Source organism: Mesorhizobium sp. M0174 (assembly GCF_040322275.1).
GTDB lineage: Bacteria > Pseudomonadota > Alphaproteobacteria > Rhizobiales > Rhizobiaceae > Mesorhizobium.
Genome location: NZ_JAMYTB010000006.1, coordinates 285,340 through 311,272, shown reverse-complemented (window position 1 = coordinate 311,272; position 25,933 = coordinate 285,340). Strand labels below are relative to the sequence as shown.

General features: G+C 62.0%; 25 protein-coding genes and 1 pseudogene. 17 read left to right on the top strand and 9 right to left on the bottom strand.

Annotated features, from left to right (window positions below; translation table 11 throughout):
* Positions 1-11 precede the first annotated feature (11 nt).
* From NKJ13_RS15660 to NKJ13_RS15640, 5 genes are all read left to right on the top strand, one after another.
* Positions 12-650 carry an SGNH/GDSL hydrolase family protein gene (locus NKJ13_RS15660; protein ID WP_352703995.1) on the top strand — a complete coding sequence of 213 codons (639 nt, stop codon included), beginning with the start codon at positions 12-14 and terminating at the stop codon, positions 648-650.
* A gap of 11 nt (positions 651-661) precedes the next feature.
* Entirely contained in the window at positions 662-2,107 is a 1,446-nt protein-coding gene (gene lpdA / locus NKJ13_RS15655; RefSeq protein ID WP_352736440.1) for a dihydrolipoyl dehydrogenase, read from the top strand.
* A gap of 98 nt (positions 2,108-2,205) precedes the next feature.
* Positions 2,206-2,463 carry a GlsB/YeaQ/YmgE family stress response membrane protein gene (locus tag NKJ13_RS15650; protein ID WP_023675081.1) on the top strand — a complete coding sequence of 86 codons (258 nt, stop codon included), beginning with the start codon at positions 2,206-2,208 and terminating at the stop codon, positions 2,461-2,463.
* A gap of 137 nt (positions 2,464-2,600) precedes the next feature.
* Complete coding sequence (gene lipA, locus NKJ13_RS15645; protein ID WP_352478827.1) at positions 2,601-3,566, top strand: lipoyl synthase; 966 nt, start codon at positions 2,601-2,603, stop codon at positions 3,564-3,566.
* 12 nt (positions 3,567-3,578) lie between these two features.
* Entirely contained in the window at positions 3,579-4,040 is a 462-nt protein-coding gene (locus tag NKJ13_RS15640; protein WP_352703991.1) for a type II toxin-antitoxin system RatA family toxin, read from the top strand.
* Here the strand turns inward: NKJ13_RS15640 and NKJ13_RS15635 are convergent.
* Positions 4,016-4,525, bottom strand: a complete 510-nt coding sequence (locus NKJ13_RS15635; RefSeq protein WP_254817196.1) for a CinA family protein — start codon at positions 4,523-4,525, stop codon at positions 4,016-4,018. The genes NKJ13_RS15640 and NKJ13_RS15635 overlap by 25 nt on opposite strands.
* Complete coding sequence (locus tag NKJ13_RS15630) at positions 4,522-5,742, bottom strand: bifunctional 2-C-methyl-D-erythritol 4-phosphate cytidylyltransferase/2-C-methyl-D-erythritol 2,4-cyclodiphosphate synthase (protein WP_352703989.1); 1,221 nt, start codon at positions 5,740-5,742, stop codon at positions 4,522-4,524. Before NKJ13_RS15630 ends, NKJ13_RS15635 begins: the two co-directional genes overlap by 4 nt.
* A 181-nt stretch (positions 5,743-5,923) precedes the next feature.
* On the opposite strand from NKJ13_RS15630, the gene dusB reads away from it, so the two are divergent.
* From dusB to hflX, 8 genes are all read left to right on the top strand, one after another.
* Entirely contained in the window at positions 5,924-6,952 is a 1,029-nt protein-coding gene (dusB, locus tag NKJ13_RS15625; protein ID WP_352703987.1) for a tRNA dihydrouridine synthase DusB, read from the top strand.
* Positions 6,949-8,091 carry a two-component system sensor histidine kinase NtrB gene (locus NKJ13_RS15620; protein WP_352703985.1) on the top strand — a complete coding sequence of 381 codons (1,143 nt, stop codon included), beginning with the start codon at positions 6,949-6,951 and terminating at the stop codon, positions 8,089-8,091. The genes dusB and NKJ13_RS15620 overlap by 4 nt, the downstream gene beginning before the upstream one ends.
* Positions 8,088-9,548, top strand: coding sequence for a nitrogen regulation protein NR(I) (gene ntrC, locus NKJ13_RS15615; RefSeq protein ID WP_254817199.1), 1,461 nt, complete (start codon positions 8,088-8,090; stop codon positions 9,546-9,548). Before NKJ13_RS15620 ends, ntrC begins: the two co-directional genes overlap by 4 nt.
* 128 nt (positions 9,549-9,676) lie before the next feature.
* Positions 9,677-11,962 (top strand): sensor histidine kinase NtrY-like, encoded by a 2,286-nt coding sequence (locus NKJ13_RS15610; RefSeq protein WP_352478832.1) that lies wholly within the window; start codon positions 9,677-9,679, stop codon positions 11,960-11,962.
* Positions 11,952-13,313, top strand: coding sequence for a nitrogen assimilation response regulator NtrX (gene ntrX / locus NKJ13_RS15605; protein ID WP_254817201.1), 1,362 nt, complete (start codon positions 11,952-11,954; stop codon positions 13,311-13,313). Before NKJ13_RS15610 ends, ntrX begins: the two co-directional genes overlap by 11 nt.
* A gap of 90 nt (positions 13,314-13,403) precedes the next feature.
* Positions 13,404-14,267: a D-amino-acid transaminase gene (locus NKJ13_RS15600; protein WP_352689299.1), complete on the top strand. Its 864-nt coding sequence runs from the start codon at positions 13,404-13,406 to the stop codon at positions 14,265-14,267.
* Positions 14,268-14,412: 145 nt separating this feature from the next.
* The gene (gene hfq / locus NKJ13_RS15595; protein WP_006202172.1) at positions 14,413-14,658 is read left to right on the top strand and encodes an RNA chaperone Hfq; all 246 of its coding nucleotides are present in this window, start codon (positions 14,413-14,415) and stop codon (positions 14,656-14,658) included.
* Positions 14,659-16,050, top strand: coding sequence for a GTPase HflX (hflX, locus tag NKJ13_RS15590; RefSeq protein ID WP_352777879.1), 1,392 nt, complete (start codon positions 14,659-14,661; stop codon positions 16,048-16,050). It begins immediately after the preceding gene.
* A gap of 6 nt (positions 16,051-16,056) precedes the next feature.
* Here the strand turns inward: hflX and mazG are convergent, their stop codons facing one another.
* Together mazG and NKJ13_RS15580 are read right to left on the bottom strand one after the other, a co-directional pair.
* Positions 16,057-16,881 carry a nucleoside triphosphate pyrophosphohydrolase gene (mazG, locus tag NKJ13_RS15585; RefSeq protein ID WP_352507406.1) on the bottom strand — a complete coding sequence of 275 codons (825 nt, stop codon included), beginning with the start codon at positions 16,879-16,881 and terminating at the stop codon, positions 16,057-16,059.
* A gap of 135 nt (positions 16,882-17,016) precedes the next feature.
* On the bottom strand, positions 17,017-18,201 hold the full coding sequence (locus NKJ13_RS15580; RefSeq protein WP_352736445.1) for an amino acid aminotransferase: 1,185 nt from the start codon (positions 18,199-18,201) through the stop codon (positions 17,017-17,019).
* Positions 18,202-18,412: 211 nt separating this feature from the next.
* Between NKJ13_RS15580 and NKJ13_RS15575 the strand changes: the two genes are divergently transcribed.
* From NKJ13_RS15575 to NKJ13_RS15560, 4 genes are read left to right on the top strand one after another with little or no spacing between them, the layout of a single operon-like run.
* Positions 18,413-18,943 carry a sigma-70 family RNA polymerase sigma factor gene (locus tag NKJ13_RS15575; protein ID WP_352876799.1) on the top strand — a complete coding sequence of 177 codons (531 nt, stop codon included), beginning with the start codon at positions 18,413-18,415 and terminating at the stop codon, positions 18,941-18,943.
* Entirely contained in the window at positions 18,943-19,716 is a 774-nt protein-coding gene (locus NKJ13_RS15570) for an anti-sigma factor family protein (protein ID WP_352736446.1), read from the top strand. Before NKJ13_RS15575 ends, NKJ13_RS15570 begins: the two co-directional genes overlap by 1 nt.
* Positions 19,717-19,740: 24 nt before the next feature.
* Positions 19,741-20,448 (top strand): Bax inhibitor-1/YccA family protein, encoded by a 708-nt coding sequence (locus tag NKJ13_RS15565; protein ID WP_254817208.1) that lies wholly within the window; start codon positions 19,741-19,743, stop codon positions 20,446-20,448.
* A 32-nt stretch (positions 20,449-20,480) separates the two neighbouring features.
* A complete protein-coding gene (locus NKJ13_RS15560) occupies positions 20,481-21,035 on the top strand; it encodes a DUF2076 domain-containing protein (protein WP_352689307.1) in 555 nt (184 codons plus the stop codon).
* Positions 21,036-21,137: 102 nt separating this feature from the next.
* Here the strand turns inward: NKJ13_RS15560 and NKJ13_RS15555 are convergent, their stop codons facing one another.
* From NKJ13_RS15555 to metG, 5 genes and pseudogenes are all read right to left on the bottom strand, one after another.
* Positions 21,138-21,728, bottom strand: coding sequence for a hypothetical protein (locus tag NKJ13_RS15555; protein WP_352689308.1), 591 nt, complete (start codon positions 21,726-21,728; stop codon positions 21,138-21,140).
* Positions 21,729-21,822: 94 nt separating this feature from the next.
* Positions 21,823-22,302, bottom strand: a pseudogene (locus NKJ13_RS15550) (arginase family protein); the annotation flags it as partial.
* A 361-nt stretch (positions 22,303-22,663) separates the two neighbouring features.
* A complete protein-coding gene (locus NKJ13_RS15545; RefSeq protein ID WP_352478841.1) occupies positions 22,664-23,482 on the bottom strand; it encodes an MBL fold metallo-hydrolase in 819 nt (272 codons plus the stop codon).
* A gap of 3 nt (positions 23,483-23,485) precedes the next feature.
* Complete coding sequence (locus tag NKJ13_RS15540; RefSeq protein ID WP_352689311.1) at positions 23,486-24,280, bottom strand: TatD family hydrolase; 795 nt, start codon at positions 24,278-24,280, stop codon at positions 23,486-23,488.
* A complete protein-coding gene (gene metG, locus NKJ13_RS15535; protein WP_352689351.1) occupies positions 24,280-25,866 on the bottom strand; it encodes a methionine--tRNA ligase in 1,587 nt (528 codons plus the stop codon). The genes NKJ13_RS15540 and metG overlap by 1 nt, the downstream gene beginning before the upstream one ends.
* Positions 25,867-25,933: the final 67 nt, after the last annotated feature.

Below are 25,933 nucleotides of genomic sequence, written 5' to 3'. Positions count from 1 at the left end.
GGGGAAAACGCATGAAAACGGTCCTCTGCTATGGCGATTCGCTGACCTGGGGCTATGACGCGGCAAGCCTCGGCCGGCACCCGCTGGAAGATCGCTGGCCGAGCGTGCTGCAGGCGGCATTGGGCAGCGGCGTCGAGGTCGTTGCCGAAGGCCTGAATGGCCGAACCACAGCCTTCGACGATCACTTGGCCGGGGCGGACCGCAATGGCGCAAGGCTGTTGCCAACAATCCTGACGACGCACGCACCGATCGACTTGATCATTATTATGCTCGGCGCCAACGATATGAAGCCGTGGATTCATGGTAATCCGGTCGCGGCCAAGCAAGGCATGCAACGCCTGATCGATATCGTGCGCTGTCACGATTACCCGTTCAATTGGCCGGCGCCGCAGATCCTGATCGTCGCGCCGCCCGTAGTCAGCCGCACGGAAAACGCCGAGTTCAAGGAAATGTTCGCTGGCGGCGATGACGCGTCAAAGCGGCTGGCGCCGCAATATTCCGCCCTTGCCGACGAGGCCGGCTGTGGCTTCTTCGATGCCGGCACGGTGGCCAAAACCACGCCGCTCGACGGCGTCCATCTCGATGCCGAAAACACGCGGAACGTCGGGCAAGCGCTGGCGCCGCTCGTGCGCCTCATGTTGGAATTGTGAAGGAGAAAGCCGTGGCTGAGAACTACGACGTCATCATCATCGGCTCCGGCCCCGGCGGCTATGTCACTGCAGTGCGTTCGGCGCAGCTTGGCTTCAAGACGGCGATCGTCGAGCGCGAGCACTTGGGTGGCATCTGCCTCAACTGGGGCTGCATTCCGACCAAAGCGCTACTGCGCTCCGCCGAGATCATGCACTATTCGGATCATCTGAAGGACTACGGCCTGAAGAACGATGGCAAGGTCAGCGTCGACACAGCCGCCGTCGTCGATCGATCACGAAAGGTCTCGCTGCGACTCAACGGCGGCGTCGGCTTCTTGATGAAGAAGAACAAGGTCGACGTCATCTGGGGCGAAGCCAAACTGACCAAACCTGGCGAGATCGTCGTGTCAAAATCGTCGAAGAAGCCGATGGAGCCGCAGCCGCCGGCGCCCAAGGGCGTCAAGGGTGAGGGCACCTATAGCGCCAAGCACATCATTCTGGCGACCGGCGCCAGGCCGCGCGCGCTGCCCGGCATCGAGCCTGATGGCAAGTTGATCTGGACCTATTTCGAGGCGATGGTGCCGAAAGAGATGCCAAAATCGCTGCTGGTGATGGGCTCGGGCGCCATCGGCATCGAGTTCGCCTCGTTCTACCGCACCATGGGCGCCGAGGTGACGGTGGTCGAACTGCTGCCAGCCGTGATGCCGGTCGAGGACGCCGAAGTGTCGAAGTTTGCGCAAAAGCAGTTCGAGAAGCAGGGCATGAAGATCATCCTCGAAGCCAAGGTAACCAAGGTCGAGAAGGGCGCCAGTTCGGTCACCGCGCATGTCGAGATGAAGGACGGCAAGGTCGAGAAGATCACCGCCGATCGTATGATCTCGGCCGTCGGCGTACAGGGTAACATCGAAAACCTCGGCCTCGAGACGCTCGGCGTGAAGACCGACCGCGGTTGCGTCGTCGTCGACGGCTACGGCAAGACCAACGTGCCGGGCATCTACGCCATCGGCGACGTTGCCGGACCGCCGATGCTCGCCCACAAGGCCGAGCATGAGGGCGTGGTCTGTGTGGAAAAGATCGCCAATTTCCCCGGCGTGCATGCCACCGACAAGCTGAAGATCCCAGGCTGCACCTATTGCAATCCGCAAGTCGCCTCGGTCGGACTGACAGAAGCCAAAGCGAAAGCCGACGGAAAGGACATCCGTGTCGGCCGCTTTCAGTTCGCGGCAAACGGCAAAGCGATTGCGCTCGGCGAGGACCAAGGCTTCGTCAAGACCATTTTCGACAAGAAGACCGGCCAGTTGCTGGGTGCCCACATGGTCGGCGCAGAAGTAACCGAACTGATCCAGGGCTTCGTCGTGGCGATGAATCTGGAGACCACCGAGGAAGAGCTGATGCACACGATCTTCCCGCACCCGACCCTGTCAGAGATGATGAAGGAGAGTGTACTCGACGCCTATGGTCGCGCACTGAATGCATGATAAATTAGTTGGGCGAGTCTCACAGGGAAGACACAACGGAACTCGACGGCAGAGCAATTCGTTTCGCAGGCATCATCCATCATACAAGGAGAGGGCATATGGAAATGAACGGCGTGGGCTGGGTAGCAGCCATCATCATCGGTGGCCTGGCGGGATGGCTCGCCGAGATGGTCATGAAGAGCAATACCGGCATCCTCATGAACATCGTTCTCGGCATTGTCGGCGCAATCGTGTTGAACGCCATCTTGCAGGCCCTGAACATTGGCATCTTCGGCGTCGGCTGGATCGCCTATCTGATCACCGGCTTCATCGGCGCCTGCATTCTGATTGCGGTCGGACGACTGGTGCGCCGCTAACCTCTGTCGGCACTTGCTATGCGAAAAAGGCCACCGCGGCATGCGTGATCGCGGCCTTTTTCTTTTCGCCGAAAAGTCCTAGATGACGTGGGTAGAGCGAGCGCTGGACAAGCGCTTGCCAATGAGCCGGGTTTCACATGGTCACCGTCCTTGACACGATTGCCAATGCGCCGCGCCTGCGGCATCCCGAAAAGGCGCACAAGCCGGATCAGGACGTACTGCGCAAGCCTGACTGGATCCGCGTCAAGGCGCCGATGTCGAAAGGCTATGCCGAGACGCGCGAAATCGTGAAGTCTCACAAGCTAGTGACGGTTTGCGAAGAGGCGGGCTGCCCCAATATCGGCGAGTGCTGGGAGAAGAAGCACGCCACCTTCATGATCATGGGCGAGATCTGCACGCGGGCCTGCGCCTTTTGCAATGTCGCCACCGGCATCCCGACCGCACTCGATCCCGACGAGCCGGCGCGTGTCGCGCATGCGGTCAAGCAGATGGGCTTGAGCCATGTCGTCATCACCTCCGTCGATCGCGACGATCTCGCGGATGGCGGGGCCCAGCATTTTGCCGATGTCATCCGTGCGATCAGGGCAGCAACCCCGTTGACGACGATCGAAATCCTGACGCCCGATTTCCTGCGCAAGGACGGTGCGCTGGAGATCGTCGTGGCGGCCAAGCCGGATGTTTTCAACCATAATCTCGAGACCGTGCCGTCTAACTATCTGACGGTTCGGCCGGGCGCGCGCTATTTCCACTCGATCAGGCTCTTGCAGCGGGTCAAGGAGCTTGACCCCTCGATCTTCACCAAGTCCGGCATCATGGTTGGCCTTGGCGAGGAGCGGAACGAAATCCTGCAACTGATGGACGACCTGCGTTCGGCCAATGTCGACTTCATGACCATCGGCCAATATCTGCAGCCGTCGAAGAAACACCATCCGGTGATCCGCTTCGTCACGCCTGAGGAATTCAAGTCCTTCGAGACGATCGGCAGGACCAAGGGCTTCCTGCTGGTGGCGTCGAGCCCGCTGACGCGCTCGTCGCACCATGCCGGCGACGATTTCGCCAGACTACGCGCGGCGCGTGAAGCGTTTCTCAGGAAGTCCGCCTAACAAACTGGTTTCATGCCACAATTCGAAGCCCATCGCCGCGTCGCGCATACGCCGGAGCAGATGTTCGCTCTGGTCGCCGATGTCGAATCCTATCCGCAATTCCTGCCGCTTTGCGAGGCACTGACGGTTCGCTCACGCAAGGAACGCGACGGACGCACCTTGCTCATCGCCGACATGAGCATCGGCTACAAGGCGATCCGCGAGACCTTTACCACGCAGGTGCTGCTGAATCCGGACGAGAACACCATCGATGTGAAATACATTGACGGCCCTTTCAAATATCTGAGCAATGTCTGGCGCTTCGACCCGGCCGACGGCGGCGGTTGCAACGTCTGCTTCTTTATCGACTACGAGTTCAAGAGCCGCATTTTGGGGGCGTTGATGGGAACCATGTTCGACCGTGCCTTCCGCATGTTCTCCGAGGCGTTCGAGAAAAGGGCCGAAATCATCTACGGCGCGCCATCGGCAGCCTGATCCGCAGCGAGCGCGCGCAGACCCAGCTCAAGCGCATGCCGGACCGTCTCCCGGCGGATGAAATCACGGCCCTTGTCGGCGAAAAGCTGGCATTCGCTGACTACCGGCCGGCCAGCCACGGCGACGCCGAACCAGACCAGGCCGACAGGTTTTTCCGCCGAGCCGCCGGCCGGACCGGCGATGCCAGTTACCGCCAGTGCAAGCCCGGCCGGCGAATGGGCCAAGGCTCCGGCCGCCATCTCCACTGCGGTCTCGCGCGAGACCGCGCCGTGCGCCTCGAGCGTAGCGGCCGAGACGCCGAGCATCTCGGTCTTGGCCTGGTTGGAATAGGTGATGAAGCCGCGATCGACCACCGCGGAAGAGCCGGCGATGTCGGTCAGGGCGGCGATGATCATGCCGCCGGTGCAGCTCTCGGCCGTCGCCAGCGTGATGCCGCGCTGCTGGCAGGCCTGAAGCAGGGCATCTGCGAGATCGCTATTGCTCACTCGGGGACATCCCCTGGAAACACGACGCTGGCGGTCGCGATGGCCGCTATGCCTTCCTCACGGCCGACGAAGCCGAGCTTCTCATTGGTTGTCGCCTTGATCGAAATGCGATCGAGCGAAATTCGCAGGATTGCGGAAAGCGTTTCGGTCATGGCCTCGCGATGCGGGCCGACGCGCGGCGTCTCGCAGATCAGGGTGATATCGGCGTTGGCGATGCGCCCGCCGCGCGCGCGCACCAGCTTGGCCGCGTGTTCGACGAAGATGCGTGAAGCGGCCCCTTTCCACTGTGGGTCGGAGGGCGGGAAATGCGTGCCGATGTCACCGGCGCCGCAGGTGGCGAGCAGGGCGTCGGTCAAGGCGTGGAGACCGACATCGGCATCCGAATGGCCGGACAATTTCCTGTCGTGTGGAATGGCGACGCCGCACAGGGTGACATGGTCGCCGGGCTCGAACGCATGGACGTCATAGCCATTGCCCGTTCGGATGTCGGGAAAACGTGGGGCGCTAGAAAGCCGCTGATCCGCCATTGCAATATCCCGTGCCCAGGTCAGTTTGACGTTGTCCGGCGAGCCGGGAACGATCTTCACCGGAATATGCGCCCATTCGGCGATTGCCGCATCGTCGGTGAAATCCGCTTTGCCCAGATGATGAGCCTTTTCGTGCGCAGCCAGGATCGGCCAGAACGGAAAGCCTTGCGGTGTCTGTGCGGCATAAAGCCCGGCCCTGGACACGGTTTCGCCGATCATGCCTTCGGCCGTTTCGCGCTTGAGCGTATCGGCAACCGGCAAAGCAGGCAGTGCCCCCTGGCGCTCGCCAATAGCTGCGATCGTGCGGTCTATTAGTTCCGCATCGACAAACGGCCGGGCCGCATCATGGATCAGAACCCGGCCCGGCGCATTGCTTCTCAACGCCAGCAGTCCAAGGCGGACGGACTCCTGCCGTGACGTACCGCCGGTCACAGCGACGACACGGTCGGCGTTCGCACCGGCCGCACGGCGGAAAAGCGCGCCGTCGTCGGCATGAATAGCAACGACGACAGGTCCAATCTTCGGATGCGTCAGAAAGGCACCGAGCGTGCGTGCAATAACGGCGCCGCCGCCAATTTGCTGGTACTGCTTCGGCCCATTGGCCTGTCCAGCGCGCGCGCCGCGGCCGGCAGCAACGATGACCACGGCGACCTTGTCGTCCGCAGCTTGCTTTTCGCTCACATCTCTCATGCCGAGACGCTTAACGCATGATCCCGAAAAGTGGTATCGCTTTTGAAAGACCCAGGATTGATGCGGTGCGGCGATCCGTTTTTTTCCCAAATGCGCCTTAATGTCACGACATTGCGCGTTGCACATTGCCGTCGTTCTGGCTAGAGAATGTGCAGCAACCGAAGGTGCTTGGTTTTTGTGCATGCCTGATGTGACCAAATTAGCTTCGCCGCTGGATGTGGGTGGCGTGAGAATCCGCAATCGCGTATTTCTCGCGCCCCTGTCGGGCATCACCGACGAACCGTTCCGGCAACGCGCGCATGCGCATGGCGCCGGGCTGGTCGTATCGGAAATGGTGGCGAGCGGTGAGCTTGCAAAGGGCAGGGCTGGTTCCAGCCTGCGCATCCGTCATTCCGGGCTGCCTGTCCACATGGTCCAGCTTGCCGGCCACGAGGCAATGCACATGGCCGAAGGCGCGCGAATCGCGGTCGGCGAAGGCGCCGACATCATCGACATCAACATGGGCTGTCCGGCCAAAAAGGTGACGGGCGGCTATGCCGGTTCGGCACTGATGCGAGACCTCGACCACGCGTTGTCGCTGATCGAAGCGGTAGTCGGCGCGATCGCGGTGCCAGTCACGGTCAAGATGCGGCTCGGGTGGGACGAAGGCGCGCTCAACGCGCCGATGCTGGCGCGACGCGCCGAGCAGGCCGGGGTGAAGATGGTGACGGTGCACGGCCGCACGCGTTGCCAGTTCTATCAGGGCAAGGCCGACTGGCGTGCCATCGCACGCGTCAAGCAGGCGGTCTCGATCCCGGTCGTTGCCAATGGCGATGTCGGCTCGCCGGCAGAGGCCGCGTCGATCCTCGAGCAGTCTGGCGCCGACGCGGTGATGGTCGGCCGCGCGCACTATGGCGCGCCGTGGACGGCCGGCAGCATTGTAGCGGCCGCGCTGGCCGAGCCGGTATCCAGCATGCCGGAAAGCCCGCAAGCGCTGGCCGACTACGTCATTGCCCATTACGAAGACATGCTGGCGCTCTATGGCGTGGAAAGCGGAGTGCGCCAGGCGCGCAAGCATCTCGGCTGGTATCTCGACCGCCACGCCGGCGGCACAAGCGACGACCGGCGCAAGACCATACTCACGTCTTTCGAGCCTGGGCGTGTCATTGCGTTGCTGCGCGACATGTTTTCAACCGCTCCCGAAGCGGCGAACCTGCGGAGTGCGGCATGAACGCTACCGTCACACAGAGCACGGATATGGCGGACGCCGCGCATATTGTGCTCAACACCATTCGCCGGCCGGTGATCATGGTCGATCCGGAAGGTTTCATCACCTTCGCCAATGCCGATGCCGAGGATTTTTTCCGGTCGAGCGCCACGATGCTCGCCCGCAACACGCTGCACAAGCTCATTCCTTTCGGCAGCCCGCTGCTGACGCTTGTCGACCAGGTGCGCGAGCGCCGGGCGCCGGTCAACGAATACCGGGTCGACGTGTCGTCGCCACGTCTCGGCATCGAGAAGGTGGTCGACCTCTACGTCGCACCAGTGACGGAATTTCCAGGCTCGGTCGTGGTGATGTTCCAGGAACGCTCAATGGCCGACAAGATCGACCGGCAGATGACGCATCGCGGTGCGGCACGCTCGGTCACCGGCCTCGCCGCGATGCTTGCCCATGAGATCAAGAACCCGCTGTCCGGCATTCGTGGTGCTGCGCAGTTGCTAGAGCTGTCGGCGTCCGACGAGGATCGCGCACTGACCAGGCTGATCACCGACGAGACCGACCGCATTGTCTCGCTGGTCGACCGCATGGAGGTGTTTTCCGACGAGCGGCCGATCGACCGCTACCCCGTCAACATCCATGTCGTGCTCGACCATGTCAAGGCAATCGCCAAGAACGGTTTTGCCAAGCGAATCAAGATATTGGAGGACTATGATCCATCATTGCCTCCGGTTTTTGCCAATCGCGACCAGCTCATCCAGGTGTTTCTCAATCTGGTAAAAAATGCCGCCGAGGCGATCGGCAGTGATCCGCAGGGCGAGATCATGCTATCGACCGCCTTCCGTCCGGGCATCCGTGTTTCCGTACCCGGGACCCAGGACCGCGTATCGCTGCCATTGGAATTCTGCGTGCGTGACAACGGTTCGGGTGTTTCCGAAGACATCCTGCCGATCCTCTTCGATCCTTTCATCACCACCAAGCCGAACGGCTCCGGTCTCGGTCTGGCGCTGGTCGCAAAGATCGTCGGCGAGCATGGCGGCATCATTGAATGCGAATCGACCCCGCGCGGCACCACTTTCCGCATCCTGATGCCGGCGTGGAAAGAAACCCAGTTTGGCACCGACGACGACGGTGAAGGAGACCGCAAATGACCGTTCGCGGCAATATTCTCGTCGCCGACGACGATGCGGCCATCCGCACTGTCCTCAACCAGGCGCTTTCGCGCGTCGGCCACGACGTGCGTGTCACCTCCAACGCTTCGACGCTGTGGCGCTGGGTTGCGGCGGGCGAGGGCGATCTGGTTATCACCGACGTTGTCATGCCTGACGAGAACGCCTTCGACATGCTGCCGCGCATCAAGAAGGCGCGACCGGAACTGCCGGTCATCGTCATGAGTGCGCAGAACACGTTCATGACAGCAATTCGTGCCTCCGAAACCGGGGCCTACGAGTATCTGCCGAAACCGTTCGACCTGACGGAGCTGCTTAACATCGTCAACCGCGCTCTTTCCGAGCCGCGGCGGCCGAAGATCGATACGCGGGCCGACGAGCCGCCGGAAACGATGCCGCTGGTCGGCCGCTCGGCGGCCATGCAGGACATCTACCGCATGCTGGCGCGCATGATGCAGACCGACCTGACGGTCATGATCAGCGGCGAGTCGGGTACCGGCAAGGAACTGGTGGCGCGCGCGCTGCATGAATACGGCCGCCGCCGAGGCGGTCCGTTCGTCGCTATCAACATGGCGGCGATCCCGCGCGACCTGATCGAATCGGAGTTGTTCGGGCACGAGAAGGGCGCCTTTACCGGCGCGCAGAACCGCTCCACCGGCCGTTTCGAGCAGGCCGAAGGCGGCACGCTCTTCCTCGACGAGATCGGTGATATGCCGATGGAAGCGCAGACGCGGCTGCTGCGTGTGTTGCAGCAGGGCGAATACACCACGGTCGGCGGCCGCACGCCGATCAAGACCGACGTGCGCATCGTCGCTGCCACCAACAAGGACCTGCGCACACTGATTAATCAGGGGCTTTTCCGCGAGGACCTGTTCTACCGCTTGAATGTTGTGCCGCTCAGGCTGCCGGCGCTGCGCGAGCGGTCGGAGGACATTCCGGACCTCGTCCGCCACTTCTTCAAGCTCGGCGTCAGTGAAGGCTTGCAGACCAAGCGCATTTCCACCGGCGGCATCGAGCTGATGAAGCGCTACCCATGGCCCGGTAATGTGCGCGAACTCGAAAACCTCATTCGCAGGCTGGCCGCACTGTATTCGCAGGACGAGATTTCCGCCGAGATCATCGAGGCGGAGTTGAAGACCGGCGAAAGGCCTGTCGTTCCAGGTGGCGGCAACCTCATTCCCGATGACCTTTCCATCGGCCAGGCGGTGGAGCATTTCCTGCAACGCTATTTTGCCTCGTTTGCCGGCGACCTGCCCCCGGCCGGGCTCTATCAGCGAATCCTCTCTGAGGTCGAATATCCGCTGGTCCTCGCCTCGATGACCGCAACGCGCGGTAACCAGATCAAGGCTGCCGAATTGCTGGGGCTCAACCGCAACACGCTGCGCAAGAAGATTCGCGAACTCGGCGTCAACGTCTACAAATCGTCCAGGCAGGTCTAGACGAATCCCTTTACGAGCGCTTTCCAGGGGATCGATTGCCGAAAGATTTCCGTCTAGGCCACACTTGTTGCATAATCGCCACAATGCGTTGCATACATCCGACGTAATCACTGGCTCTAGACAGCGACATGGCCCTGCACGCACCGACACTGAGCAAATCGCTTTTCAGCAATACGGGCGCGCGAGACGGTCGCCGGCTGCTTGCGCTGCCGGGCGTGATCGCCATTGCCGGTGCGCTGGTGACGGCGGCGATCTCCTTCGCCATTCTGGTCGGTGCGACGCCGATCACGCCCGACGCGAGGACGACGCTGGCGCTGATTGCGCTTAATGCGGCGTTCGTCCTGTTTCTGATTTTGCTGGTCGGCCGCGAGGTGCATCGCATCCTGATGGCACGACGGCATGGCAAGGCTGCGTCGCGGCTGCATGTGCGCATAGTGGCGATGTTTGCGCTGGTCGCCGCCATCCCCGCCATCATGGTGGCGATCATCGCGTCGATCACGCTCGACATCGGCCTCGACCGCTGGTTCGAGATCCGCACCAAGACGATCGTCAATTCGTCGTTGTCGATCGCTGACGCCTATGTGCAGGAAAACGCGCGAAATCTTCAGGGCACGACGTTGTCGATGGCTTACGACCTCGACGCTTCGCGCACGCTTTACGGCCTCGATCGTACCGGTTTCCTCGACCTCATGAACAAGGAGGCGGTGGGTCGCTCGCTGGCGCACGCGGCACTCATCAAGCCCGATGGTTCCTTCGTCATGAGCGCCAAGACCGACGCGGACTTTGCCATGCCAGAGCCGCCTGAGGGCGCCGTGGCAAGCGCTGCAGACGGCAAGCCGGTGCTGATAGAACCGCGCACCCGCAACATCATGGGTGCCATCGTCAAGCTGCGCGAGATCGACGGCCTCTATCTTTACACCATCCGCCTCGTCGATCCCGAGGTGATCAAGGCGCGGCAGATCGTCAAATCCAACACCGCCGAATATCGCGGTCTCGAAGACAATCGCCGCACCTCGCAAGTGGCTTTCGCGCTTCCCTATCTGTCGCTGACGCTGATCATCATCCTGTCCGCCATCTGGACCGGCATTGCGGTGGCCGACCGCCTGGTGCGGCCGATTCGTCAGCTCATCGGCGCGGCCGACGAGGTCGCTACCGGCAATCTCGACGTAGCCGTGCCTGTCCGCCCCTCCGACGGTGACGTCGCCTCGCTCGGCGACACCTTCAACAAGATGCTGATGGAGCTGAAATCGCAGCGCAACGAGATCCTGTCGGCCAAGGATTTGATCGACGAGCGGCGGCGCTTTTCGGAGGCGGTGCTTGCCGGCGTCACCGCCGGGGTCATCGGCGTCGATCCATATGGCATCGTCACCATCGTCAACCGTTCGGCCGAAACCATGCTGGCCATATCCGCTCCGGCAGCGCTTGGGCAGAACCTTTCCGCGGTGCTGCCGCATGTCGGCCGCGTCTTCGAGATCGGCCGCAAATCGGGCAAGCCGGTCTATCGCGAACAGGTCACCTTCTATCGTGCCGGCACCGAACGGACCTTCAACGTGCAGATCACGATTGAAGCCGGCGACGACGGTTCGGAGGATAAGTCCTACGTCGTGACAGTCGACGACATTACCGATCTGGTCCAGGCACAGCGTTCCTCTGCATGGGCCGACGTGGCGCGGCGCATCGCCCACGAGATCAAGAACCCGCTGACGCCGATCCAGCTTTCGGCCGAGCGCATCAAGCGCCGTTACGGCAAGGTCATCACCGAGGACCGTGAGGTTTTCGATCAATGCACCGACACCATCATCCGGCAAGTGGAGGACATCGGCCGCATGGTCGACGAGTTCTCGGCGTTCGCCCGCATGCCGAAACCGGAAATGAAGGCAATCGATCTGCGCGATTCGTTGCGCGAGGCCTCGTTCCTGGTCGAAGTAAGCCGCGCCGACATCACCTTCGAGCGCGTCTTCGGCAATGAGCCGCTCAAAGGCACGTTCGACAGCCGCCTGATGGCGCAGGCGTTCGGCAACGTCATCAAGAATGCCGCCGAAGCCATCGACGGACTTGATGCAGAGGATCGTCCGCACGGCATAATCCGGATTCAAGCCGGACGTCAGAATGGCGCGATTCGAATCGACGTCATCGACAACGGCAGGGGCTTGCCGCGCGAAAACCGGCAGCGCTTGCTCGAGCCTTACATGACGACACGCGAGAAAGGCACCGGGCTTGGCCTCGCTATCGTCAAGAAGATCGTGGAGGACCATGGCGGGCGACTCGAATTGCACGATGCACCAGCGGACTTCCACGATGGGCGGGGTGCAATGATCAGCATCATCCTGCCGGTTGCCGCCACAGTTCCGATACGCGGCGAGGGCAAGACGGAACACGAAAAAGAAACTGAAAAGGTCGGTAATGGCGTCTGATATTCTCATCGTCGATGACGAGGAAGACATCCGCGAACTCGTCGCCGGTATCCTGAGCGACGAAGGTCACGAAACACGCACGGCGTTTGACGCCGACAGCGCGCTGGCGGCGGTCGCCGACCGAGCACCCCGGCTGATCTTCCTCGACATCTGGCTGCAGGGTTCGCGGCTCGATGGCCTCGCTTTGCTGGACGAGATCAAGACGATGCACCCGAACCTGCCGGTGGTGATGATCTCGGGCCACGGCAATATCGAAACGGCGGTCTCGGCCATCCGCCGCGGCGCCTATGATTTTATTGAAAAGCCGTTCAAGGCCGACAGGCTGATCCTTATTGCCGAACGGGCGCTTGAAACGTCCAAATTGAGACGCGAGGTTTCGGATCTCAAATTGCGCAGCGGCGAGACTTTCGACCTCATCGGCATGTCGTCGGCAATGAGCCAATTGCGCCAGACCATCGAGCGCGTCGCGCCGACCAACAGCCGCGTCATGATTATCGGCCCCTCCGGCTCGGGCAAGGAACTGGCGGCGCGCGCCATCCACGCATTGTCGGCGCGCAAGAGTGCACCTTTTGTGACGCTGAGCGCCGCCAACATCACGCCTGAGCGTATGGAGATCGAGCTGTTCGGCACCGAATCGAACGGCGTCGAACGCAAGGTCGGCGCGCTGGAGGAAGCCCATCGCGGCATTCTCTACATCGATGAAGTGGCCGATATGCCGCGCGAGACGCAAAACAAGATCCTGCGCGTGCTGGTCGAACAGCAGTTCGAGCGGGTAGGGGGCACCAAGCGGGTCAAGGTCGACGTGCGCATCATCTCGTCGACCTCGCAGAACCTCGAAGCCATGATCGCCGACGGCCGTTTCCGTGAGGACCTTTATCATCGCCTGGCCGTGGTTCCGGTCATGGTGCCGGGACTGGCCGAGCGTCGCGAGGACATTCCTTATCTGGTCGACAATTTCATGAAGCAGATCGCTCGCCAGGCCGGCATCAAGCCGCGTCGCATCGGCGACGACGCGCTGGCGGTGCTGCAGGCGCACAACTGGCCGGGCAACGTTCGGCAGTTGCGAAACAATGTCGAGCGTCTGATGATCCTGGCGCGTGGCGATGATGTCGATGCGCCGATCACCGCCGACCTCTTGCCTGCCGAGATCGGCGACGTCATGCCGCGCACTCCAAACAAGTCCGATCAGCACATAATGGCGCTGCCGCTGCGTGAAGCACGCGAACAATTCGAAAAGGATTATCTGATCGCCCAGATCAACCGTTTTGGCGGCAACATCTCGAAGACGGCAGAGTTTATCGGCATGGAACGCTCTGCATTGCACCGCAAGCTGAAGTCGCTGGGCGTCTGACAGCCAAACCAGTCGTGGCCCACGCAATTATCGGTTACTGCGGTCCTTGGAATTGCATAAGAAAGCTGGGACTTCTTCCAGGGATTTGCCATGCCGCGCATTGCCTATGTTAACGGGCGCTATGTCGCTCACGCCGAAGCTTCGGTGCATATCGAAGACCGTGGCTATCAATTCGCCGATGGCGTCTACGAGGTCTGCGAGGTGGCACGAGGCTTCATCGTCGACATGCCGCGCCATCTCGCTCGATTGAACCGCTCACTTACCGAACTCTCGATCGATTGGCCGATCACGCGCGGCGTGCTACCGCTCGTCATGCGCGAGGTGGTGCGCCGCAACCATGTCGTCGACGGTCTGATCTACGTCCAGGTGACACGCGGCGTCGCCAGCCGCGAGTTTTTCTTCCCGCCGGCGGGCACGAAGCCGTCACTGGTGGTGATCGCCAAAAAAGCCGATCCTGCAGTTGCCGCGAAGCGGGCCGAGAGCGGGATCCGGGTCATCACGGTGCCGGAGAACCGATGGGATCGGGTCGATATCAAGTCGGTCGGCCTGCTGCCGAACGTGCTGGCCAAGCAGAAAGCCAAGGAAGCCGGCGCTCAGGAGGCCTGGTTCGTTGATGTTGACGGTACCGTCAAGGAAGGTGGATCGTCGAACGCGTGGATCATCACCAGGGACGGCGTGCTGGTGACACGGCCCGCCGAGCACGGCATCCTGCGCGGCATCACCCGCACGACACTGTTCGATGTCGCCGCCAAGCTTGGCCTGAAGATTGAGGAGCGCGGCTTTTCGGTTGCCGAAGCCAAGGCCGCGCGCGAGGTTTTCATCAGCTCTGCAACCACGATTGCCATGCCGGTGGTGGCGATCGATGGCGCTCCCGTCGCCAACGGCCACCCGGGCTCGATAACAGTTTCATTACGGCAGGCCTTTTTTGACGTTGCGGAAAAAAGTCCAGCCTGATAACCGCACAGATGGAATGAACATCAATATATCTCGTTCTGCTTGTCGTTACTGACGGCAAGATGGTGTTTGCGTGCTTGACATGTGCCGGCTAATTTGGCGCATTGGCCTGCAAACCGAAGGGGATCGGCGAAAGACAAGAACAATGGCGGAACGATCGCAAAATCTTCAGGACCTGTTCCTGAATTCAGTTCGCAAGAGCAAAAACCCACTCACCATCTTTCTCATCAACGGCGTGAAGCTGACCGGCGTGGTCACTTCGTTCGATAATTTCTGCGTTCTGCTGCGTCGCGACGGCCATTCCCAGCTTGTCTACAAGCACGCTATTTCCACGATCATGCCGAGCCAGCCGGTTCAGATGTTCGATGGTGAGGAAAGCCAGGGCGCCTGATTGGCACGTGAGAAAGACGCGGACCGCAGCGTTCGCGGAAAACCAGCACATCAGACCGGGACAGAGGCCAACGGCCGGACCCGGGCGGTGGTCATCGTGCCGGTGCTTACCCGGCAGCCGCGTGGCGACGACGATACCAATCGTCCGCGCCTGACCCGTTCCGCCGAGGCCCGTCGCGACGAGGCGGTCGGCCTCGCCAGCGCCATCGACCTTGACTTGGTCCACACGGCGGTGGTGACCGTCAATGATCCACGTCCGGCGACCCTGCTCGGCAGCGGCAAGGTCGCGGAGTTCGCCGAGATCGTCAAAGAGGGCCACGCGGAAGTGGTCATTGTCGATCATCCGCTGACTCCGGTACAGCAGCGCAACCTCGAAAAAGAGTTGAACGCCAAGGTGCTCGACCGCACCGGGCTGATCCTGGAGATTTTCGGCGAGCGCGCCCGCACCAAAGAAGGCACGCTGCAGGTCGACCTTGCCCATCTCAACTACCAGAAGGGCCGCCTTGTCCGAAGCTGGACCCACCTCGAGCGCCAGCGCGGCGGCGCCGGCTTTCTCGGCGGTCCTGGCGAGACCCAGATCGAGTCGGATCGGCGTGTGCTGCAGGACAAGATCACCAAGCTGAAGCACGAGCTCGAAACCGTGCGCCGCACCCGCGACCTGCACCGTGCCAAGCGCAAGAAGGTGCCATTTCCGGTGGTGGCGATCGTCGGCTACACCAATGCCGGCAAGTCGACGCTGTTCAACCGGCTGACCGGAGCAGGGGTGCTGGCCGAAGACATGCTGTTTGCCACGCTCGACCCGACGCTGCGCCGCGTGCGCCTGCCGCACGGTACGCCGATCATCCTTTCCGACACGGTAGGCTTCATTTCCGACCTGCCAACACATCTGGTCGCGGCCTTCAGGGCGACGCTGGAGGAAGTGGTCGAGGCAGACCTCGTCATTCATCTGCGCGACATCTCCGATCCCGATACGGCCGCGCAGGCCGAAGATGTCGAGCGCATCCTTGCCGATCTCGGCGTCGATGCCCGCGATAGCAAGCGCGTCATCGAAGTATGGAACAAGATCGACCGGCTCGACGAGGGCTACCGGGCGCGGCTGCTTGCTGATGGTGCTGACGGCAAGAAGGCACCGCCAATCGCCATATCGGCAGTGACCGGCGAGGGCATCGATGCGCTGAAGGCGATCATCGAGACGATGATGTCGGGCGAACTGGAGACGTTCACCGTCACGCTCAAGCCCGACCAACTCGCCGTCGTCGACTGGCTTTACCGCAACGGCGACATCGCCTCGCGTGATGACAATGAGGATGGCAGCGTGACCATCGCGCTCAAGGCCACGCACAGCGCCCGGCAGGAGATCGAAAGCCGATTGCGACGTCAAAACAGCGGGTAGGGACCTTTACTTCGCGCTTTTTGCTTGCTGCCAGAGCGCTTCCATCTCGTCCAGCGTCGCCTCTTCTAGGCTGTTTCCCGACGCTTGCAGCGTCCGCTCGACATAGTGGAAGCGCGACCGGAATTTTTCGTTGGTGCCGCTGAGTGCCGCTTCGGAATCAATTTTGAGGTGCCGGCCGAGATTGACGATCGCAAACAGCATGTCGCCGAACTCATCCTTGATCGGCGCGCTGTCGCCTTTGGCGAGCGCTTCGCGCAATTCGCCGATCTCCTCCTCTATCTTTTCGAGGATCGGTGCCGCCTCGCTCCAGTCGAAGCCGACGCGGGCGGCCTTTTCCTGCAGCTTGAGCGCCCGGGTCAGCGCGGGCAGCGCGACCGGCACGCTGTCGAGAAAGCCCTTGCCATGGTCTTCCGGGTCGAGCCCACGGGTGAGGCGCGCACTGCGCTTCTCCGCCTTTTCCTCTGCCTTGATCTTTTCCCACATGCCCTTGGCCATGCCGGCGCTGCGCGCCTTGTCGTCGCCGAAGACATGGGGATGGCGGCGGATCATTTTTGTGGTGATGGCCTGGACCACATCGCCGAATGAAAATTCGCCGGCCTCCTCGGCCATTTGCGCGTGGTAGACCACTTGCAGCAGGAGATCGCCAAGCTCGTCCCGCAGATCGTCGAGATCGCCGCGCGCAATGGCGTCCGCCACTTCGTAGGCTTCCTCGATCGTGTATGGCGCGATTGTCGAAAAGCCCTGCTCGATATCCCACGGGCAACCGGTTTCCGGCGCCCGCAGCGCTGCCATGATCTCGATCAGCCGGGAAATGTCTTTCGAGGGTTTCATCTGGGAAACGCTATCCTGTACACGGCTGTGCGGCCAACGGCTTCAGCCGGTGAGGGCGCCTTGTCCACAGATGGGCCGCCAGACCATGATACGAAAGTGGACCCGGTTTCCGGAAGATCCTAGTTAGCAAAAGCATCAGTCGAGCACGGAGACGATCGCCTTGGCGAGCGCATCCATGCCGTCCTCGGGCAGCCCGGCAACGTTGATGCGGCTGTCGCCGACCATGTAGATGCCATGCTCGGCGCGCAGCCGCTCGACTTGCGCTTCCGACAGGCCGAGCCGGGAAAACATGCCGCGATGGCTGGCGACGAAATCGAAACGGTCGGAGTTGGACTGCCGGCGCAGCGCCTCGGAGAACTGGACGCGCAGCCGCAGCATGCGCAGCCGCATCTCTTCAAGCTCTGCCTCCCAATCGGAACGCAATGCGGGGTCTTCGAGCACGATGCGCACCGCCGCCGCGCCGTGGTCCGGCGGCATCGAATACATGGCACGTGCCGCCGACAGCATCTGGCCCATCGCCAAATCCGCCTGCGCGCCGTCTTTCGCCATGATCAGCGCTGCACCGACTCGGTCGCGATAGACGGCAAAGTTCTTCGAGCAGCTCGAGGCAACGACCATTTCCGGAACTTTTGCCGCCAGAAGGCGCAAGCCGGCGGCATCCGCATCAAGCCCGTCGCCAAAGCCCTGATAGGCGATGTCGACAAAGGGCAGCAGGCCGCGCTCAACGACAAGATCGGCAATGGCAGCCCATTGCGGGATTTCTAGATTGGCGCCCGTCGGGTTATGGCAACAGCCATGCAACAATACGACGTCGCCAGGATTGGCGGTTCTCAATGCATTCAGCATGTCGTCGAAGCGAACCGCACCAGAAGCAGCGTCGAAATAGGGATATTCGCGTGTCTGCAGGCCAGCGGCGCGCATCACCGGCGTGTGGTTCGGCCATGTCGGATCCGACAGCCAGACCATCGCGTCGGTGCGGGTCCTTTTCAGCAGCTCTGCCACCAGCCGCAGCGCGCCGGAGCCGCCAGGCGCCTGTGCCGCACAAATGCGTGTCATGTCGGCGGCTGGGCCGAACACCAACCTGGCCAGCGCCGCGTTGAAGGCGGTATCCCCGGCGAGGCCGAGATAGGTCTTGGTATCCTGGCCCTGCAGCAACCGCTTTTCGGCTTCGCGCACCGCGCGCATCACCGGCGTCTTGCCGTCGCGATCCTTATAGACGCCGACCCCGAGATCGACCTTGTCGGGACGCGGGTCGGCGCGATAGAGGCCGATCAAGGCCAGGATCTTGTCGGCAGGCGCGGGCTGGAGATTTTCGAACATCGATAAGTTTCCGTTGGCGGCGGAGTGATACGCAAACCGGCCGTGCTTTGCCAGCAGTTTCATATGCGCCAACGCGGCGTCGGTTTGCCTCGAGGGCGGCCGATACTATCTGCCGGGCGAGGGCAGGCGCGATATCTCCCAGAGAGAGCGCGGCGAGCCGAAAAATTCGGGCGAGCGGGATTAAAATTCCGACCTGCTCCGTAAACAGGACATGAAACGGCCGATGCCACGCTTCGACATTCTGGGACAGCTCGGTTCACTGCGCCGCTATGCACGCTCGCTGACACGCGACAGCGCCGATGCAGAGGATCTGGTGCATGATGCGCTGGTGCGTGCCTATGAGCGACGCGGCAGCTTCCGCTCCGGCGGAAACCTTCGCGTATGGCTGCTGTCGATCGTCCACAACGCGTTCATCGACGGCTTGCGATCCCGCAAATCCGAAGCAATGCGCATCGAACAGGCCGGCTATCTCGCCGAGGCCAGCGTCCAGGCTGCGCAGGAACATTCGGTCCGTCTGGCACAGGTGCGCGACGCTTTTTTCACATTGCCGGAAGAGCAACGTTGCGCGCTGCATCTCGTCGCCATCGAGGGGCTCAGCTACAGCGAGGCGGCCGAGGTTAGCGGCGTGCCGCTTGGCACGCTGATGTCGCGCATCGGCAGGGCACGTGCGGCACTCCGCGAGATGGAGGACGCGGCACCGGCACGGGCGAAAGGCCATCTGAAGATCGTCGGAGGTCGATAATGAACCAACTGCGCGATCCCGTGACCGACACCGATCTCGACGCCTATGTCGACGATCAGCTGGACGTGGCACGCCGCATCGAGGTCGAGGCGTTCCTTTCGGCCCGCCCGGACGCGGCCGCGCGGGTGATGTCCGACCTGCGGATGCGTGACGAATTGCGCGTGGCGCTTGCCGGATCGAAAGGCATGGCGCGGCCCTCGACGGCCGAGGCCGCACGGCGGCTGGAGCGGGGATTGGCGCGCGGCCGCGTCCTTGGTGCTTTGCAGCGAGCGGCGGCAGTCGCTGTCTTCGTCGCTGCCGGCTGGCTTGCGAACGGGCTCATCGGACCGATATCGGTGACGGAAGTCGTCGCTTCGACCCATCCGCCCGCCTATGTGGAGGACGCGGTCCGGGCGCACCGCACGACGCTCGTGCGCGAGGCGATGTCGTCGCAACCCGAAGCGCCCGGCTACAATGCCGACGAAGTTCGCGCCGCGACGGCGATCATTATGCCATCGCTGCCAGCGGACTGGACGGTCCGCGACGTGCAGATCTACCCATCGCAGTTCGGCCCGAGCGTCGAGATGGCTGTCGAGACGAAAGAGATGGGGCTGGTCTCGTTGTTCGCAATCAGGCCCGGGACATTCGACGTCGTCAAGCCGACTGTCGTTCCCTCGGGCGACGTTTCCTCAGCTTATTTCCAGATCGGCGAGGTCGCCTACGCGGTCGTCGCACGTAGCGACATCCAAGGCATAGATCTCACGGCCGAAGCGCTCGCCAAGACGCTTTACTGATCGACCTTCAAGAAGGAGAACCACATGAACAATCTCGGATATATCGGGGCCGGAGCCCGAGCCGGAGCCGTCTACGACGAAGGCCTGCGCCGGCACATGCTGCGCGTCTACAACTACATGGGCCTTGGCCTCGTCGTTACGGGCGTGATCGCGTTCGTGGTGGCTTCCACACCCGCGCTTTACGTGCCGATCTTCTCCACACCGCTGAAATGGGTGGTTATGCTGGCACCACTGGCTTTTGTGCTCTTGTTCTCCTTCCGGATGCAGACGATGTCGGCGGCCGGCGCCCAGGCGATGTTCTGGGCATTCTGCGCGGTCATGGGGCTGTCGCTGGCTTCCGTGTTCCTGGTCTTTACCGGCACCAGCATCGCACGCACCTTCTTCATCGCCGCCACCATGTTCGGCGCGACCAGCCTTTACGGGTACACGACCAAACGCGACCTGACGCAGTTCTCGTCGTTCCTGATCATGGGCCTGATCGGCGTGGTGATCGCCAGCATCGTCAATATCTTCCTGGGCTCGACCGCGCTCCAGTTCGCGATCTCGGTGATCGGCATCGCCGTCTTCATCGGCCTCACCGCCTGGGATACCCAGACTATCAAAGAGCAGTATGCGGAAAACTTCGGTGCGGAATCACAGCAGAAGCTCGCTGTCTTCGGTGCATTCTCGCTCTATCTGAACTTCATCAACATCTTCCAACTGCTGTTGAACTTCACCGGCGAGCGCGAATAGCCGGCGTCGGACCACGACCGGAGGCGGATATCATGGACAGAAACGATCAACAGGCGATCGGACGCCTCTTCGAGAAGTTGGCAAATGTCGAGCGCCAGGCGTCGCCGCGCGATGCGGAAGCAGAGCGCTTCATCCAGGATCAGATCGGCCAGCAGCCTGGCGCGCCATATTACATGGCCCAGACGATCGTGGTTCAGGAGCAGGCCTTGAACGCAGCTCAGGCGCGCATCGAAGAACTGGAAGAGCAGGCGCAGCAGCCCGCCGGCGGTGGACCGCTCAGCAGCTTCTTCGGCCGCAGCGGCGGCAGGCGCTCGGGCTCGGTTCCGCGGGTAGGGCGCGCCGCCTCCGTTGCAACTGAAGGGCCGCAGGACACGCCACAGCGGGCAGGCGGCGGTTTTCTTGCTGGCGCTGCGCAGACCGCGATGGGCGTGGCCGGCGGAGTGCTGCTCGGCAACGCGATCGCCGGCATGTTTGGCGGCAGCGAAGCGAAGGCAGCTGAACAGCCGACGCCGCAGCCGGACGAAGCCGATCAGGCAGGCGATGCCAGCTCCGACAATGGCGGTGACTTCGGTGATATGGAGTTCTGACGAGCGACCCAGACTGTGCCTGTGCCGGCGCTGGTGACGATTGCGGGCCAGCATAGGCGAGATGGCGAGGGCAGCATCCGGGAAGCGAGCCCTCGCCGGCGGCTAATAACCCAGGCGCTTCAGTTCAGTCTTGACCGCTGCGATCGTCTTGAAGCGGAAGTGCTTCGTTGTGCCGTCGCGCCAATGGCAGTCGCATGTGGCGTCGAACTTCCGGCTCGCTTTCAATTGAGTCAGCGCCTTCTGGCCTGGCTTGGGGCCATCGAAGATGCGAACTTCGTAGAGCGTCCCTTCGACATCGTAGTGCATCTGAGCCCAGGAAAGTATCACGATCAGTTCCTTTGCCGGGTCGTGGTCGGCGTTGGCGAGGCCGAGCGCTATGTCCGGCGTGTCGCCCTCTTGTTCACCGATCGTGACCTGGATTGTGCGATATCTGTTGTCAGCTAGCCGTTGCAGCGCGACGAGCGGGCGTTCCGGATAGTCCTCAGCGGTCTGGTAATCGACGAAGAGTGTCTGGAGGCCGCTCCAGCTCACGGCTGTGGTGTGCGGATCAGCATTGTCGGCGAACCCGACAACACGTTTGGCGAAAGCCAGGTCGTTCTCGCCTGGCGCACGATCAAAGTCCTGCGCTCGCGCGCCAGTGAGCACGCAGGCGAGGGTGAGGACGAAACTTGTGAAGAGCCCAAGTCGCTTCATGATTCGCAACCCTAGCATGCCGGTTGAGAATCTTCGCGCCTGGCCGGCAGCCGATGAAATCTTGTCTGGCCATCATGCGTGAGGAAGCCGGCTTTCAAACTTGACGGACGATGGTGCCGATTACATTGACGAGAAGGCGCGCGGCGGTCATCGCCGACAGGCCGTCAATGTCGGCGGGAGGATAGAGCTCGACAAGGTCGAATCCTGCGATCTTGGCCCGCCTGCCGAGGCCCGCGATCAGGTCGATCACTTGCGTATAGGTGAGGCCGCCGGGTGTACGCGCAGCTACGCCAGGCATGATACCGGGATCGAGGCCATCGCAGTCGAGCGTGATGACGATCCGCGCTCCTTCCGGAATGTATCGGAGAGCGGCTTCGACGCCCTGGGCGTGAACCTCGCGGGCGGTCACGAAACGGCTGCCATAGCGCCGCGCAGCTTCGATTTCGGTGATGCGTGCGCTACCGACGCCACGGATGCCGACCTGCACGATGCCGGCAACATGCTGCATCTCGCTCGCCCGGCGCATCGGGTTCGAATAGCCGTATCGTTCGCCATGCAACTCGTCGCGCCAGGCCATGACTGTCCTCGCTGGGATACGTGCTGCCGTGACCGGCTCCGAAGATCACCGCACGAGGCATGCGGCCATCGGCGAGGTGATCGGGAAAGCCGAGAAAGTGGGTCATTTGCTGGTTGTAATGCTGCGGTTCGTCAGACGCACGACAAATGTCGCATCTCTAATTTGCTCAACCGTCGCATTCCTAAAATGGCTGCTACAAGCTTCAGTCGCATAAGATAGGTTATGGAACTGAAATGGCGGATAAGAATGTGGCGTGGAAGTGGCACCAGCGAGCCGCTGGGCCGGCTTTAGAGCGAGAATTGGTTTCACGCACCTTGCGAGACCCCACTCAGAAACCCAACCGTAAAAACTCGATCCTTCACGCTGATTCGTAAGGGATTTCGATCGTCATGCCATCATAAGCAGGCTCGACGTTGGCCGGCGTCTCGGCCATTACCGTTGCGTAGTCGAGTGGCACATGCATATGCGTCAGCACCGCGTTCTTCGGCGCCAGTCTTTCGATCCAGCCAAGCGCCTGGCCAAGCGACAGATGGCTCGGATGGACGGTGTATTGCAGCGCGTCGATGACCAGCACGTCCAACCCGCGCAAGCGCTCGGCGGTCGCGTCCGGAAAGTCGCTGACATCAGGGCAATAAGCCAGCCCGCCGATGCGGAAACCCAGCGAGGTGATGTCGCCATGAAGCTGCACCAGCGGTTCGAGGGTGAGGGCGCCGCCCTCGCCCTCGATCACCACCGGCCTGTCGTGGTCGATGATATGGGCGTTCACGATCGGCGGATACGAACTGCCTTTCGGTGTTTCGAAACAGTAGCGGAACGCCTCGCGTAAGCGCAGCATGGTGGCCTGATCGGCATGGATGTCGATCCGGTGGCGCTGCTCCAGTACGAAGCCGCGCAAATCGTCGATGCCGTGGATATGGTCGGCATGCGGATGTGTATAGACCACCGCATCGATGCGCCTGACCGATGCCAGCAGCATCTGCTCGCGGAAATCCGGGCCGGTGTCGATGACGACCGTGGTCCGGACGCCATTCGCCGCGATCCGCTCGACGAGCGCTGCGGTGCGCGTGCGCCGGTTTCGGGGGTTCGCGGGATCGCAACTGCCCCAGTCGCCGGTGATGCGTGGCGTGCCCGGCGATGAGCCGCAGCCGAGGACGGTAAGACGTAACCGGTCGCTCATGCGTCAGGCGCCCGGCGCGCTCGGGCGCGGCATTTTCCTGAACAGCCGGAAGAAATTATCCGTGGTGATATCAGCGATCTCGGCCTCGCTGAAGCCGATCGTCTCGGCCAGCACCTTGGCTGTATGCGCGACATAGGCGGGCTCATTGCGCTTGCCGCGAAACGGGATCGGCGCAAGGTATGGCGCGTCGGTTTCGACCAGCAGACGGTCGCGCGGCACATCGGCGGCGACGGCGCGCAGCTCGGCGGAGTTCTTGAAGGTCAGGATACCGGAAAACGAAACGTAGCCGCCGAGCGCGACACCGATCTCGGCTAGCCTGCGCCCAGACGAAAAACAGTGCAGGATGAAGGGGAAGGCGCCCTTCCCTGTTTCTTCTTCGAGGATGTCAGCCATGTCGTCGTCGGCGTCGCGCGAATGGATGACCAGCGGCAGACCGGTCACGCGCGCCGCGGCGATGTGGGTGCGAAAGCCCTGAGCCTGTGCGTCGCGCGGCGCATGATCGTAGAAATAGTCGAGCCCGGCCTCGCCGATCGCCACCACTTTGCGATGAGCAGAGAGCCGCACCAGATCATCGACAGCGACGTCAAGCTCTTCCGCCGCATTGTGCGGATGGGTGCCCACCGAGCAATAGACCTCATCGAAAGTCTCTGCAATCTCAAGCACTTGGCTAAATCGCTTCACCCTCGTCGAGATCGTCACCATACGGCCGACGCCGGCCGCGAGGGCGCGGGCGACGATGGTCGCCCGCTCTTCGGCGAAATCCGGAAAGTCGAGATGGCAGTGACTGTCGACCAGCATCAGGCGCTTGTATCCGTTTGCTCGACATAGCGTGGAAATACTGGTTCCGGCGCCGGCAGCGCCGTACCGGACACCAGCGCATGACGTTCGGCGACATGCGCGAAGTCGCGGCTGTCCGCCGGCACTGCCAAAAGATCGAGCAGCTTTGCCGCCGAGCCTGGAATGAAGGGCTGGCACAGCAATCCGACACGCCGGATCACCTCTGCCGTCGTCCACAGCACCGTTTCCATGCGTGCCGGATCGGTCTTCTTCAGCGCCCATGGCTCCTGCCCAGCGAAATAGCGGTTGGCTTCGGCCACCACGCCAAAGATCGCCGCCAGCGCCAAATGGATGCCCTGGTCGGCCATCGTCCTGCGCGCCGTGACAAGGGCAGCATCTGCCTGATCGAGGATCGCCTTGTCGGCGTCGCTCAATTCGCCACGCTTCGGCACCACGCCGCCGCAGTTCTTGCCGATCATCGACAGCGAGCGCTGCGCCAGATTGCCAAGATCGTTGGCAAGGTCGGCATTGGTGCGGTTGACGATCGCATCATGGCTGTAGCTACCGTCCTGACCGAACGGCACTTCGCGCAGGAAGAAATAGCGCACCTGGTCGAGACCGTAGTGCTCGATCATGGCGAACGGGTCGATGACGTTGCCGACCGACTTCGACATTTTCTCGCCGCGGTTGAACAAAAAACCATGCGCGAACACGCGCTTCGGCAATTCGATGCCAGCCGACATCAGGAAAGCCGGCCAGTAGACCGCGTGAAAGCGCACGATATCCTTGCCGATGACATGAACGTTTGCAGGCCAGAAAGACCATCTCTCGCTGGCCGGATCCGGATAACCGGCAGCGGTGATGTAGTTGGTCAGTGCATCGACCCAGACATACATCACATGCTTGTCGTCGCCCGGGACCGGCACGCCCCAGTTAAACGTGGTGCGCGAGATGGACAGATCCCTGAGGCCGGATTTGACGAAGCTGACGATTTCATTGCGCCGCTCCGCTGGCCCGACGAATTCGGGGCTGTTCTCGTATAGTGCGAGCAGCCTGTCCTGATAGGCGGAAAGCCGAAAGAAGTAGCTTTCTTCTTCGGTCCATTCGACAGGCGAGCCGAGCGGTTCGCGGCGCACGCCGTCGTCGCCGACCTTGGTTTCGGCCTCATCGAAATAGGCTTCCTGCCGAACCGAATACCAGCCGCTGTAGCGGTCGAGGTAAATGTCGCCATTCTCAGCCATGCGTGTCCAGATCGCCTGGCAAGCCTTGTAGTGCCGCTCCTCGGTAGTTCGGATAAAAACGTCGTTCGAGCAGCCGGTCGCTTCGAGCATCGAACGGAAGATCGCCGAATTGCGATCGGCAAGCGCCTTCGGCGTCAGGCCTTCGGCGTCCGCCGTCTGCTGCATCTTCAAGCCGTGCTCGTCGGTCCCCGAGACGAAGAAGACGTCCTTGCCGTCGAGCCGCTGGAAGCGGGCAAGCGTGTCGCTGGCGATCACATTGTAGGCATGGCCGATATGCGGCTTTCCGTTCGGATAGAAGATCGGCGTCGTGACGTAGTATTTTTCGCGTGACATGGATGAGCCGTCATGAATGTCTGAATGAAAGATGTCGCGGTGAGATATCGCATCGAAACGGCAATTGCCATCCGACGCCAATGTGGTGGCTTCGAAGTTC